The 12,639-nt window shown below is 47.7% G+C and carries 10 protein-coding genes and 2 tRNA genes; 8 read left to right on the top strand and 4 right to left on the bottom strand.

Features of this window, described 5'->3' with window-relative positions; all coding sequences use genetic code 11:
* Nucleotides 1-71 precede the first annotated feature (71 nt).
* The gene (gene pflA / locus ACTHSN_RS04065) at nucleotides 72-878 is read left to right on the top strand and encodes a pyruvate formate lyase 1-activating protein (protein WP_039862212.1); all 807 of its coding nucleotides are present in this window, start codon (nucleotides 72-74) and stop codon (nucleotides 876-878) included.
* 66 nt (nucleotides 879-944) lie between these two features.
* On the opposite strand, the gene ACTHSN_RS04060 is transcribed toward pflA, so the two are convergent.
* Nucleotides 945-2,657, bottom strand: a complete 1,713-nt coding sequence (locus ACTHSN_RS04060; RefSeq protein WP_070461944.1) for a proline--tRNA ligase — start codon at nucleotides 2,655-2,657, stop codon at nucleotides 945-947.
* Between the two features lie 495 nt (nucleotides 2,658-3,152).
* Between ACTHSN_RS04060 and fghA the strand changes: the two genes are divergently transcribed.
* Nucleotides 3,153-4,001, top strand: a complete 849-nt coding sequence (gene fghA, locus ACTHSN_RS04055) for an S-formylglutathione hydrolase (RefSeq protein WP_070461770.1) — start codon at nucleotides 3,153-3,155, stop codon at nucleotides 3,999-4,001.
* 92 nt (nucleotides 4,002-4,093) lie between these two features.
* Here the strand turns inward: fghA and recA are convergent, their stop codons facing one another.
* Together recA and aroA are read right to left on the bottom strand one after the other, a co-directional pair.
* Nucleotides 4,094-5,140: a recombinase RecA gene (gene recA / locus ACTHSN_RS04050; RefSeq protein ID WP_003680794.1), complete on the bottom strand. Its 1,047-nt coding sequence runs from the start codon at nucleotides 5,138-5,140 to the stop codon at nucleotides 4,094-4,096.
* Nucleotides 5,141-5,287: 147 nt separating this feature from the next.
* The gene (gene aroA, locus ACTHSN_RS04045; RefSeq protein WP_070461771.1) at nucleotides 5,288-6,580 is read right to left on the bottom strand and encodes a 3-phosphoshikimate 1-carboxyvinyltransferase; all 1,293 of its coding nucleotides are present in this window, start codon (nucleotides 6,578-6,580) and stop codon (nucleotides 5,288-5,290) included.
* A 300-nt stretch (nucleotides 6,581-6,880) separates the two neighbouring features.
* Between aroA and cysG the strand changes: the two genes are divergently transcribed.
* Entirely contained in the window at nucleotides 6,881-8,278 is a 1,398-nt protein-coding gene (cysG, locus tag ACTHSN_RS04040; RefSeq protein ID WP_070461772.1) for a siroheme synthase CysG, read from the top strand.
* A gap of 53 nt (nucleotides 8,279-8,331) precedes the next feature.
* On the opposite strand, the gene ACTHSN_RS04035 is transcribed toward cysG, so the two are convergent.
* A complete protein-coding gene (locus tag ACTHSN_RS04035; protein ID WP_070461773.1) occupies nucleotides 8,332-8,937 on the bottom strand; it encodes a CoA pyrophosphatase in 606 nt (201 codons plus the stop codon).
* 175 nt (nucleotides 8,938-9,112) lie between these two features.
* Here ACTHSN_RS04035 and ACTHSN_RS04030 point away from each other — a divergent pair, with 175 nt between their 5' ends.
* From ACTHSN_RS04030 to ACTHSN_RS04010, 5 genes are all read left to right on the top strand, one after another.
* Complete coding sequence (locus ACTHSN_RS04030; RefSeq protein WP_070461774.1) at nucleotides 9,113-10,975, top strand: tetratricopeptide repeat protein; 1,863 nt, start codon at nucleotides 9,113-9,115, stop codon at nucleotides 10,973-10,975.
* A gap of 56 nt (nucleotides 10,976-11,031) precedes the next feature.
* Nucleotides 11,032-11,616 carry a lipoprotein insertase outer membrane protein LolB gene (gene lolB / locus ACTHSN_RS04025; protein ID WP_440365095.1) on the top strand — a complete coding sequence of 195 codons (585 nt, stop codon included), beginning with the start codon at nucleotides 11,032-11,034 and terminating at the stop codon, nucleotides 11,614-11,616.
* Nucleotides 11,617-11,624: 8 nt separating this feature from the next.
* Entirely contained in the window at nucleotides 11,625-12,473 is an 849-nt protein-coding gene (ispE, locus tag ACTHSN_RS04020; RefSeq protein WP_107867421.1) for a 4-(cytidine 5'-diphospho)-2-C-methyl-D-erythritol kinase, read from the top strand.
* A gap of 5 nt (nucleotides 12,474-12,478) precedes the next feature.
* Nucleotides 12,479-12,554, top strand: a tRNA-Gln gene (locus tag ACTHSN_RS04015).
* A 10-nt stretch (nucleotides 12,555-12,564) separates the two neighbouring features.
* A tRNA-Gln gene (locus ACTHSN_RS04010) sits at nucleotides 12,565-12,637 on the top strand.
* The last annotated feature ends 2 nt before the right edge of the window (nucleotides 12,638-12,639 follow it).

Below are 12,639 nucleotides of genomic sequence, written 5' to 3'. Positions count from 1 at the left end.
GTCTGAAATGTTCAGACGGCCTTTATTATCGTACAATCCATATAAGCAAAAACATTTTTGAGCCGAACACTATGTCCACGACTTTTGCCATTACCCCCGAGCCGGCACTGAAAGACCTTGGTCACCGTCACTATAACGGCAAAGGCATTATTCATTCGATTGAATCTTGCGGTGCTGTCGATGGTCCGGGTTTGCGCTACGTGCTCTTTTTGCAAGGCTGCCTGATGCGTTGCCTGTATTGCCATAATCGTGACACATGGGATCTTCATACTGAGCAGGCGCAGGAATTGGATGTGGCAACTGTGATGAAGCAGGTCATGACCTATCGTCATTATTTGCGTGCGACAGGCGGAGGCGTAACGGCAACCGGCGGCGAGCCGTTATTGCAATATGAGTTTGTGCGCGATTGGTTTACGGCCTGCCGGGAACACGATATCCATACCTGTCTCGACAGCAATGGCTATGCTTTGCACTATGATTCGATTTTGGATGATTTGCTCGATCATACCAATTTGGTCATGCTCGACTTAAAACAAATCGATCCTGAAATTCATAAAGTGCTTGTCGGTATTCCAAATACCAAAACGCTGAAATTCGCGCGCTATCTTGCCGAACGCAATCAGCCGACGCGTGTGCGTTATGTGGTTGTTCCAGGCTACACTGATGATGAGCGTTCAGCGCATTTATTGGGCGAGTTTATCGGTGATATGGATAATGTCGAAATGGTCGAGCTTTTGCCGTATCACGAATTGGGCGCACACAAATGGGCTTTGTGCGGCGACGAATACAAGTTAAAAGGCGTACATCCGCCGCCTAAAGAAACCATTTTGAAAATCAAAGAAATATTAGAGAGCTACGGAAAAAACATTATTTATTAAAACAGAAAAAGGCCGTCTGAAACGAAATAATCAGTTTCAGACGGCCTTTTCATTATTGAAAAAAATTTAAGCGTTCAATGCGGCCAGAACCTTGGCAACAACTTCTGATACTGCAACAGCTTGAGCCTGATTGTCACGGCGTTCGGCATATTCGACATTGCCTTCTTTTAAGGCGCGATCACCGATCACGATGCGGTGAGGAATACCCAACAGCTCAGAGTCATTCAGCAATACGCCCGCACGTTCATCGCGGTCATCCAACAATACATCCGCACCGGCAGCCAAAAGCTCGGCATAGATTTTGTCAGCGGCTTCGCGTACGGCTTCAGATTTTTTGTAGTTCATCGGCACGATAACGACTTCAAACGGCGCCATTGCTTTGGTCCAAACAATGCCTTTTTCGTCGTTGTTTTGTTCGATGGCGGCAGCAACAACGCGGGTAATACCGATACCGTAGCAGCCCATTTCCATGATTTGGGATTTACCGTTATTGTCCAAGAAGCTGACATTCATGGCTTGGGTATATTTATCGCGTAATTGGAAAACGTGGCCGACTTCAATACCACGCGCCAGTTTTAGACGGCCTTGTTCGTCAGGGCTGATATCGCCTTCGATGACATTGCGCAAATCGACAAATTCAGGCTCGTCAGCATCTCGGCCGAAGTTGAAGCCGGTATAGTGGTAGTCGTCTTCGTTCGCGCCGATAACCCAGTCTGCGCCTTTTTCAGTAGCGAAATCGGCATAGACTTTACCTTTGAAGTTGACAGGGCCGAGAGAGCCGCCGTTTGCGCCGAATTGTTCAATAATCACGGCAGGGCTCGCCATGGTCAGTGGCGATTTTACGCCGGCCAGTTTTTCTGCCTTGATGTCGTTAAATTCATGGTCGCCACGCAACAGCAGCAGGACGAGTTCGCCTTCGTTTTCGCCTTCAACCACGATGGATTTGAGGGTTTGTTCAACCGGAATATTGAGGAATTCAACCAAAGACTCAATGGTTTTGACGTTTGGCGTATGTACTTTGGTCAACTCGGCCTGAGCAGCAGCGCGTTCGCCTTTAAGCGGCAAAGTCGGCGCCAGCTCGATATTGGCGGCGTAATCAGAAGTGTCGCTATATGCAATAACGTCTTCGCCGCTTTCAGCCAATACTTGGAATTCGTGAGAGCCGGTACCGCCGATGCTACCGGTATCCGCGGCAACAGGACGGAATTCCAAACCCAAACGGGTGAAGATACGGCAGTAAGCGTCGTACATATCTTGATAGGTCGTCTGAAGCGAGGCATAGTCGGCATGGAAGGAATAAGCGTCTTTCATGACAAACTCGCGTGCACGCATCACACCAAAGCGCGGACGCACTTCATCGCGGAATTTGGTTTGGATGTGATAAAAGTTTTTCGGCAATTGTTTGTAGCTGTTGACTTCTTTGCGCACGATGTCGGCAATCACTTCTTCACAAGTCGGACCCATACAGAAATCACGGTCATGACGGTCTTTCAGGCGCAGCAGTTCTTTACCGTAAAACTCCCAGCGGCCGGATTCCTGCCACAGTTCGGCAGGTTGTACCACCGGCATCAGCAGCTCCACGCTACCTGCGCGGGCCATTTCTTCGCGCACGATATTTTCAACTTTGCGCAATACGCGCAGACCCATCGGCATCCAAGTATAAAGACCTGATGCGTTGGCTTTGATCAAGCCGGCACGAATCATCAGCTTGTGGCTGGCAAGTGCGGCTTCGGCAGGGGCTTCTTTAAGGGTAGAAATGAAGAACTGGGAGGCTTTCATGGCGTATTTTTCTTTCTTAAAAATAAGTGCGTATTGTAACGCAAAATGTATGACCGCGTGTCTTTTGAATGGCATCTGATGAAATCGGCCGTTGTTTTACGCAGCTTTTGATTCGGGGCGATTTTTAGGGATGTCAACCCTAATTTATGCACAAAGCCGCATAACCTTGTTTTACCTATAAATTTTCACTGTATGATTATAGTAAAATCTTATAAATATAACTATTTGATTTTATTATGTTTTATTTGATTAAATTTTAGTCAATTTAAGACTTGGTTTGTTCCTAAAGAAAATTTTACGATTACCCAAAGCTTATCAACAGATTTATCCACAGAGATTGTGTATAGATTTTAAATGCCGCCAGCGTAATGATTTTGCATGATTGGCAACCTTGTTTAAAGCAGATTTGATTGCCTTAAAAAGATGGGGCAACAACACGATGGGCAGGTTTTGCGCTAACATTCTGCTTATTGCTGTTTCCTTACAAGAGGTAAAATGAAAAATTCAGAATTGCATTTGCTGGAACGCAGAAAGATGTTTAACGGGTATCAGGAACGGTACCGCCATTTTTCTCAAACCTGCCGGACGGATATGGTATTTGATGTCTATCTGCCGCCACAAGTCTTAAAAGGCTATCCCGCGCCTGTTTTATATTTTCTTTCCGGTTTAAATAGCGATGGTTCTGAATTGGTTCGGCAAAGTGGAATCCAACGTTTTGCGGCACAGTGGAATATTATTGTGGCTTTTCCGGATACCTCGCCACGCGGTCAGCATGTTGCCGACAGTGAGGAACATTATCTTGGACAGGGTGCCGGATTTTATGTCAATGCAACTGAAGTGCCTTGGGCGCAGCATTACCAAATGGAAAGCTATATCAGCCAAGAATTGTCTGATTTAATCGAGCATCATTTTCCGGTAACGAAAGAGCGCAGCATTGCAGGTTTCAACATGGGCGGGCATGGCGCGCTGCATTTGGCTTTGAATCATCCAGGCCGATATGCTGCGGTTTCAGCCTTTGCGCCTTTATGTCATCCTATCGATACGGAAGGCGGCAGGCAGGCGTTGTCAGCTTATTTGGGCCAAAACGTGGAAACGTGGAAACGCTATGACAGTACAGAGCTGCTTCAGACGACCTCGCATAAATTGCCTGTTTTGATTGATGTCGGCAGTGAAGATGCTTTGTATCCTGAAGTCCTGCAACCGGAAGGGTTTGTCCGCTCAGCACGCGAAAAAGGTTTCAATATCCAATATAAAGTACGCCCGGGCTATGGGCATGACTATTTCTTTATTGCCAGCTTTATCGATTCGCATATTGAGTTTCATGCTCAGGCATTGGGGCTTTAAGCAGTATTGAATAAAAGGCCGTCTGAAATCCGATTAATGGTCGGATTTCAGACGGCCTTTATTTGGTCTTTAACCTTTAATTTCAAACAGACTTATTCCTCAGGACGTTCGCCGTCGGTATCGTCCAATTTGCCTTCGGTAATATCGACATTGATACCGACTGCCGCACGGATTTTGGCATCGATTTCGTTGGCGATATCAGGGTTTTCTTTCAGCCAAACGCGTACATTGTCTTTACCTTGGCCGATTTTTGCGCCGTTGTAGCTGTACCATGCACCAGATTTTTCAACGATGTCATGTTTGACGCCCAAGTCGATCAATTCACCTTCCCAGCTGATGCCTTCACCGTAAAGAATATCGAATTCGGCTTGACGGAATGGAGGTGCAACTTTGTTTTTGATGACTTTGACTTTGGTTTCGTTACCAATGACGTCATCGCCTTTTTTAATCTGACCGGTACGGCGGATGTCGAGGCGGACGGAGGCGTAGAATTTGAGTGCGTTACCGCCGGTCGTGGTTTCAGGGCTGCCGAACATCACGCCGATTTTCATACGGATTTGGTTAATGAAAACAACCAATGTATTGGTGCGTTTGATGTGGCCGGTCAGTTTGCGGAGGGCTTGGCTCATCAGGCGAGCTTGCAGGCCGACGTGGCTGTCACCCATTTCGCCTTCGATCTCGGCTTTAGGTACAAGTGCGGCTACGGAGTCGACAACAACCATATCGATACCGCCTGAGCGTACCAATGTATCGCAGATTTCCAATGCCTGTTCGCCGGTATCCGGTTGGGAGAGATAGAGTTCTTCGACTTTTACACCGAGTTTGCGGGCGTAAATCGGGTCAAAAGCATGCTCGGCATCGATGAATGCGCAGATGCCGCCATTTTTTTGGCATTGGGCAATGGCTTCGAGACAGAGTGTGGTTTTACCGGAGGATTCCGGGCCGAAAATTTCAACCACGCGGCCGCGGGGCAGACCGCCAACGCCGAGTGCCAAGTCCACGCCGAGGGAGCCGGTGGAAATAACATCAAGGTTTTCTTCCTGTTGGCTGCCGTCCATTTTCATGATGGAGCCTTTGCCAAAGTTTTTTTCGATTTGGGCAAGGGCGGCGGCTAAGGCTTTGCTTTTTTCGTCTGACATGTTTTCTCTCCGAAAGGAAATATGAATCGCTAAGAATTTATTTAGCTATTATCGCATAAATTAAGAAAAAGTATAGTTTTATTTTTATTTTTCAGACGGCCTGTGTTTTTTGTATGCAACAGGCCGTCTGAAACTTTGAATAATCAATCAGTTGGTTAATGATGCAAAAACTTGGAAATACTCGGGGAAAGTTTTATGCGTACATTTCGGGTCGTTGATGATGACGGGGACGCCCAAAAGCGAAGCCAGCGAGAAACACATGGCCATGCGGTGGTCGTCGTAAGTATCAATGACGGCATTGGGGGTAAGTGTTTCGGGCGGCGTAATATGGATGGCTTCGGCTTCTTCAACGACTTCTGCACCCAGTTTGCGCAGTTCGGTTGCCATAGCGGCGATGCGGTCGGTTTCTTTGACGCGCCATGAGCCGATATTGCGCAGGGTGCAGGGTTGCTTAGTGGCCAGCGCAACAATGGCCAGAGTCATGGCCGCGTCTGGAATATGGTTGGCATCCAAATCAAAAGCCTGAATCTTGCGCTCGGCAGGACGGGAAATTTCTACAAAATTTTCGCCCCAAATGACATCTGCGCCGATTTTCTCCAATTCACGCGCAAAGGCAACGTCGCCTTGGATGCTGTGTGCGCCGATGCCGGTTACGCGGATGGGTGTACCCGCAATCAGGCCTGCGCCCAAGAAATAAGACGCGCTGGAGGCATCGCCTTCTACATATAAATGCTCGGGCGCATGATATTTGGCACCAGCCGGGATTTTAAATACACGGTAGTCTTCATTGATGATGTCCACACCGAACTGCGCCATCAGCTTGAGCGTGATGTCGATATAAGGTTTGGAAATCAATTCGCCTACCATGTGGATTTCAAATGCTTGTCCGGTCAAGGGCAAAGCCATCAGCAGGGCGGTCAGGAATTGGCTGGAAACATTGCCTTTAATCGGAATAACGCGCTCGCCGTTGTCTTGGCGTTTGCCGATCTGAAGAGGCGGATAGTTTTCATTGCCCAGATATTGTACGTCCGCGCCTGCAATCCGCAGCGCATCCACCAAATCGCCGATGGGGCGTTCGTGCATACGCGGTACGCCATGCAGATGATAGTCGCCACCCAAAACGGCAAGCGCGGCAGTCAAAGGACGGAATGCCGTACCGGCGTTGCCTAAAAACAAATCGGCGGTTTGGTTGGGAAAGCGGCCGCCGGTGCCATGAACTTTCAGACGGCCTTCAGGTAAAGATTCAATTTGAACACCGAGTTTATCGAGTGCTTCAAGCATTCGGTCGGTATCGTCGGATTTGAGCAAAGAATGGATTTCGCAAACGTTGTCGGAGAGTGCCGCCAAGAGTAGCGTGCGGTTGCTGATGCTTTTGGAACCGGGCAGGGCAACGGTCGAAGGCTTGAGTGTAGAAGCGGGCAGGCGGATGGATTCGGTCATGGCTGGACTAAGCTCATTTGAGTTGTAAATTAGACCGATATTATACGCAGGCAAAGGCCGTCTGAAAAATGAAGAGGGTGCAATTTATTTGTGAAAAAATGAATTTTTATATCAGTACACGATTTTCTAATCGTTTATTTTGAAATTTTCTGCTTCAGTTTTATGTTTGCCACTATAACTTATTTTGTTGTGGCAGGCATATAACCAAACACCATAAGAAAATCAGAAACCATTCTTTCCTATTTTTTCAGACGGCCTTTAATATCGGCGGACAATCATTGATAAAGCAAGAGCACGACCATGAGACATTATCCTTTGTTTGCCGATTTGAGAGACCGCCCAGTTTTACTGGCAGGTGCGGGTAAGGTTGCCGAACGCAAGGCGGAAAGCCTGTTGTCTGCCGGAGCGCGCGTACGCGTTGTTGCGGAAACTCTGAATCCGCAGTTTCAGCAATGGGTGACTGAAGGGAAAATAGTTTGGCTGGGCGGCTTGTTTGAAGAAGCTATGCTGGACGAGGTGTATTTCGTTATTGCGGCGACGGATGATGATGGGTTTAACCGCCGTGTTTTTGAAGCGGCGGAACGACGGGCAAAATTGAGCAATACGGTGGATACGGCAGATTTGTGTTCGTTTATCGTGCCTGCCGTGGTGGATAGGGGGCCATTGAAGATAGCCATATCCAGCGGCGGTACTGCGCCTGTATTGGCGCGTAAATGGCGGCAGATTATTGAAACATTGATTCCGTTGCATACGGGCACGATGGCGCGTATTGCCGGTAAATGGCGTGAGAAGGTGAAACAGACGATTCATCATGTCGAACGCCGCCGTTATTTTTGGGAAAAGTTGTTCGACAGCCGTTTTAGTATTTTTGCGGCTCAAAACAATATCGAAGCGGCAGAACGTGAATTGATCACGCAGTTGAATCGGGAAACGCCGTTTGGCGGCGAAGTGGTTTTGGTGGGCGCAGGGCCGGGTGATCCGGGCTTGCTGACTATACATGCTTTGCAGGCGATACAGGCTGCGGATACGGTGTTTTACGATGCTTTGGTATCGGATGATATTTTGGCGATGGTACGTAAAGATGCAGTGAAAATCAGCGTGGGCAAACGCGCCGGTGCGCACCATGTCCAGCAGGAAGAAACCAATCGTCTGTTGGTTGAACACGCTCAAAAAGGCGAGCGTGTGGTAAGGTTGAAAGGCGGCGATCCTTTTGTGTTCGGACGTGGTGGGGAGGAAGTGCAAACCCTGCATCAAGCTGGAATCGCTTACCGCATTGTGCCGGGTATTACTGCTGCACTTGGAGCTACTGCTTATGCCGGTATTCCGTTAACCCATCGCGATTGCGCCCAAAGTGCTTTATTTGTAACTGGCCACAGCAAACACGAGGGCAATCAGCCTGATTGGCAGACTTTGGCTTTAAGCCGTCAAACGCTGGTAATCTATATGGGCACGCTTAAAGCGGCTGAGATTGCGGAAAAACTAATGGCTTATGGCAGGCAGCCTTCTACGCCCGTTGCCGTGATTTCTAATGGCACTTTACCTAATCAAACCGTGCGGACAGGCCGTCTGAAAGATTTGGGCTTGCTGGCTGCCGAAGCAGAGCGTCCGGCTTTAATGGTGATTGGTGAAGTGGTTGCCCTGCGCGATGAGATGAAATGGTTTGGAGAATTTGTCGAATGCTATGAAGAAGCGGCGTAAAGAGTATTGATCAAACAAGGCCGTCTGAATATTGGTTTTCAGACGGCCTTGCCTTATTTAAAAGCTTGGCAATATTGCTGATAACGTTCTGCCAGTCCATATAGGATGATTGCTGTCAGCCCCCAGATGTCGTAGTGCCGAAAAGGTAGGGCGGGGAGGGCGAGGGTTTGATTGTTGTGATGAAGCTGGCGGAATGTGTAGTTTTGCAGGTTTAAGGCGAAGTCCAAAGGCAGATAAAAAATTTCTGCTACTTCATCGGGATTTGCTTTTGGGTTGATGGGCTGGGTGCAAATTGCCGGAACAGGCGTAACACGGTAGCCGGAAGGCGTGTCATAAAAGGGTAGCGGCGCAAAAGTCTGCCATGCGGCAATCGGAATGGCGGTTTCTTCATAAGCTTCTCTTAACGCCGTTGCCGTTAGACTGTCATCTTGGGCATCTTTGCGGCCGCCGGCAAAGGCGATTTGTCCGGTGTGCTGCCTTAAGGTCTCGGCCCTTTTGGTCAGTAAAATTTGCCACGCTCCTTCATGCAAGACAATGCCGACCAAAACGGCTGCTTTTTTGACCGTTTTTGGGGTAACTAATTGATTGCGCTCTGCTTGCATACGGCTGCTGAAGTGTGAAGCTTGAGTTAGGAAATGGATAAGGTGGTCGGTATTCATTTTTGGCGCTGATCGTTTTATGCAGATGAGGATTACACAAGGTTTACGGTTACCGTGTCAACAAAATAGGGTGCGTGTGTTACAGTTATGCCTGAATGATAAATAAAGCTTTGCGTCTGTTTTGCAAGTGCTTAGGCCGTCTGAAAATGTCGGCAGGTTCTCAAAAAGGATAGTTATGTTGTTTTCCCCATCCCGTATTCGAGTAGTAGCCGCGGCTGTCATGATGTTGTTTGCTACACAGACTTTTGCCGCGCCCGGCGATTCAAATGCAGTTTTTGAATCGGCTAAGATTATTAAAAAGAAAAGCCGTGCCGACCATTTTTCTCCCGAAGAACGAGAGCAGGAGCGGATACGTCTGTTGGGTATACAAAACCGCACCTCGCAGGTTTTCACTTTGTTAAATTCAGAACTGGCCCTGCAAAAGGGTGATGCGGCTTCTGCTTTGTTTACTTATATTTTGACGTTGCATCGCACCAAATCTCCCGAAGTGGCCGAACGCGCTTTGGAGATGGCGGTTTCTTTAAACGCATTTGAACAGGCTGAAGCTATTTACCAAAAATGGCGCGAAATTGAGCCGGAGCCTGGTGAAACACAAAAGCGTATGACTTGGTTGCGCAATTTGCTGCTGGGCAAAGCCGATAAGAATTTGAGCGGATTGGATAAGGTGATTGCCGGCGGTAGTGAAGACGAGCAAAAGCGCGTGTTCCTGCTTTTGGCACAAACCGCAGCCCAACAGCCGAATCTGACCAGCGATGCAGTCAAACAGGTACATAAAACGGCACTGATTTATAAAGACTTTCCAGAAGCGGCGATTGCGGATGCAATTTTTAGTGCAAAAGACGGTCAAAAGAAACACGCCATTGCGGCATTGCAGCGATTGGCCAAGTTGGACAACGAAATCCTGCCGCCGACTTTCGTCACCCTGCGGCTGATGGCGCAACGGCATCCTGATATTCTGGACGGTTTCTTCAAAGAGACAGACACCAAAACCTTATCTCCGATTTGGCAGGAATTGGACATCGCCAATTTGATCGCTCATGGTCAAAATGATAAGGCATTCAAGCGTTTGCAGACTTTGTTGGAAGAAAATCCCAACCCTGATTTGTATATTCAGGCTGCCTTATTGTCAGCCAGCAAGACGGAAAATATTTCTGCAGTAAACAGCTATCTGGAAAAGGCTTATAAAGCCGGTACGGAGGAGCAGCGCAGCCGTGCGGCATTGATTGGCGCGGTGTCTTACAATGATGCCGAGGATTTTGCCAAAGCCAAACAATGGCTGGCCAAGGTCACGGCTACGGCTTATACGTTTGATAAAACCATTTTGGCCGCTTCCATCGAGGCCAAGCAGGGCAACCATAAAGAGGCTTGGGCTTTGGTGCAACGCGCACAAAAAATACCCGAGCAAAGAGGACGTTATTTTGAAGCCAGGGATTTGCTGAATACGGCTTTGTTTGTATTGTCTAAAAATACCAATCTTCAAGAATCGTTGAACGCTTTGAACAGCTTGGTAAACTCCACCGAAAAATCCTTGAAAACCCAAGCTTCTCCAGAGTTGCTTGCCAATGTGCTGTATCAGCGTTCGATGGTGTATGAGAAGCTGAATCAGCCAGGCAAGGCGATTGCCGATTTGCGCCGTGTGGTAGAGCTGTATCCGGATAATCCGCACGGTTGGAATGCTTTGGGCTATACCTTACTGTCAAGTGGCAAGGATTTGGAGGAAGCTTTTAAAATGGTTCAGACGGCCTATCAAATGGAGCCGGAAAGCGCAGCAATTAATGATAGTGTAGGCTGGGCGTATTATCTTAAAGGTGATGCGCAAATGGCGCTTCCATATATCCAATATGCCTACGAAAAAGAACCTGAAGCCGAAGTCGCCGCGCATTTGGGCGAAGTCCTATGGACGCTTGGAGACCAAGATAAGGCCAAAGAAATCTGGAATGATGGTTTGAAGCGCGGAAGCAATCTCCGAGTATTAAAAGAGACAATGTCCAAATTCGGTATAACGTCCAGTAAACCGCATACTCAAAAACACAAATAAAACCAAAAGGCCGTCTGAAAAGCGTTTGATTTCAGACGGCCTATGAAGGAATATCCATGAATTTGAAACGATTATCATCGGTTGCAGCCTTATTGCTTTTGGCTGCCTGTGCGCAGCCAAATTTACCTCAGCAAAACAGTTGGCAAGCAGCAGAGCAGGTGCAGGATTTTAGCGCAGACGGTCGCTTGGCTGTCAAAATGGAAGGCAAAGGCTCTTATGCTAATTTCGATTGGACTTATCAAAACGCGGTTCAAACCATTGATGTGAATACACCGTTGGGCAATACCGTAGGTCAGCTGTGTCAAGACAGTGAAGGCGTATTGGCAGTAGACAGTAAGGGTAAGGTTTATCAGGCGGAGACGGCTGAGGAATTGAGCAGACAGCTTTTAGGCTTTGCTTTGCCGGTTCAATATCTGCATATTTGGGCTGATGGTAAACGCGTTGCCAATGCGCCATACAAAATCCTGCCTGATGGCCGTCTGGAACAGTTTGATTGGACAATATCGCGTACTTTAAATGGTTCAGGACAGCCCAAAACGCTTCAACTTGAGAATGCCAAGTTTAATATCCGCTTGGTGTTCGATACAGTAAATCACTCTTTGGATAAGAATGGACAAACCCGATGCGCAGCACGCAAATAGAGGATACTATGTCTGTTTCAGAGGAAATCCAAGCCTTTCCTGCGCCGGCCAAATTAAATTTGGATTTGAGGATTACCGGCCGCAGAAGCGATGGTTATCATAATTTGGAAAGTATTTTCTGTTTAATCGGCTTATACGATACCGTTCATCTGAAAATGCGTACTGATGGGCAGATTATTCTGCATACGCCGGTTGAAGGGATTGAGCCCGAACAGGATTTGACTTATCGGGCGGCTAAATTATTGCTGCCATATGCAAGCGTAGCGCACGGCGTTGAAATTTGGTTGGATAAAGTGATTCCGACGGGCGGTGGATTGGGCGGCGGCAGCTCTGATGCGGCCACAGTCTTAATGGTTTTAAACCAATGGTGGCAATGTGGCTTGAGCAGGCAGCAACTGATTGATTTAGGTGTAAGTCTTGGTGCGGATGTTCCTTTTTTTATTTTTGGAAGAAGTGCTTTTGCCAAAGGCGTAGGCGAGAAGCTGGCTGAAATAGATGTCCCTAAACAATGGTATGTTATCGTTAAGCCCCCTGTTCATGTGGCAACAGCTAAAATTTTTGCACATGAAGGCTTGACACGGGATTCCAAACCCAGCATAATGCCGACTTTCCAATCGTTACAGCCGTTTCAAAATGATATGCAGGCGGTTGTGTTTCAGGAATATCCTGAAGTTTGGAAGGCTTATACTGAGTTATCCCAATATGGTTATGCATTAATGACCGGTTCTGGAGCTTGTTTATTTATAGCAAGTGAATCTCATCAAGAAGCAAATACAATTTACCAACAGGTTTCTCAATCATATGAAGCGTATTGTGTGGAAGGATTAGATATTCATCCGCTGTTTCATATGATTTAGTAAGTTGGGGAGTCGTCAAGCGGTTAAGACACTGGATTTTGATTCCAGCATGCGAAGGTTCGAATCCTTCCTCCCCAGCCAAACCCTTTGTTGGGGAGTCGTCAAGCGGTTAAGACACTGGATTTTGATTCCAGCATGCGAAGGTTCGAATCCTTCCTCCCCAGCC

Origin of the sequence: Neisseria sp. P0009.S010, assembly GCF_051958545.1 — a bacterium.
GTDB lineage: Bacteria > Pseudomonadota > Gammaproteobacteria > Burkholderiales > Neisseriaceae > Neisseria > Neisseria subflava_A.
This window is presented reverse-complemented; position numbering and strand designations above follow the sequence as displayed.

Coding starts and splice junctions, on each gene's coding strand:
- pflA (WP_039862212.1), top strand. CDS start 72: ATGTCCACGACTTTTGCCATTACCCCCGAGCCGGCACTGAAAGACCTT.
- ACTHSN_RS04060 (WP_070461944.1), bottom strand. CDS start 2,657: ATGAAAGCCTCCCAGTTCTTCATTTCTACCCTTAAAGAAGCCCCTGCC.
- fghA (WP_070461770.1), top strand. CDS start 3,153: ATGAAAAATTCAGAATTGCATTTGCTGGAACGCAGAAAGATGTTTAAC.
- recA (WP_003680794.1), bottom strand. CDS start 5,140: ATGTCAGACGAAAAAAGCAAAGCCTTAGCCGCCGCCCTTGCCCAAATC.
- aroA (WP_070461771.1), bottom strand. CDS start 6,580: ATGACCGAATCCATCCGCCTGCCCGCTTCTACACTCAAGCCTTCGACC.
- cysG (WP_070461772.1), top strand. CDS start 6,881: ATGAGACATTATCCTTTGTTTGCCGATTTGAGAGACCGCCCAGTTTTA.
- ACTHSN_RS04035 (WP_070461773.1), bottom strand. CDS start 8,937: ATGAATACCGACCACCTTATCCATTTCCTAACTCAAGCTTCACACTTC.
- ACTHSN_RS04030 (WP_070461774.1), top strand. CDS start 9,113: ATGTTGTTTTCCCCATCCCGTATTCGAGTAGTAGCCGCGGCTGTCATG.
- lolB (WP_440365095.1), top strand. CDS start 11,032: ATGAATTTGAAACGATTATCATCGGTTGCAGCCTTATTGCTTTTGGCT.
- ispE (WP_107867421.1), top strand. CDS start 11,625: ATGTCTGTTTCAGAGGAAATCCAAGCCTTTCCTGCGCCGGCCAAATTA.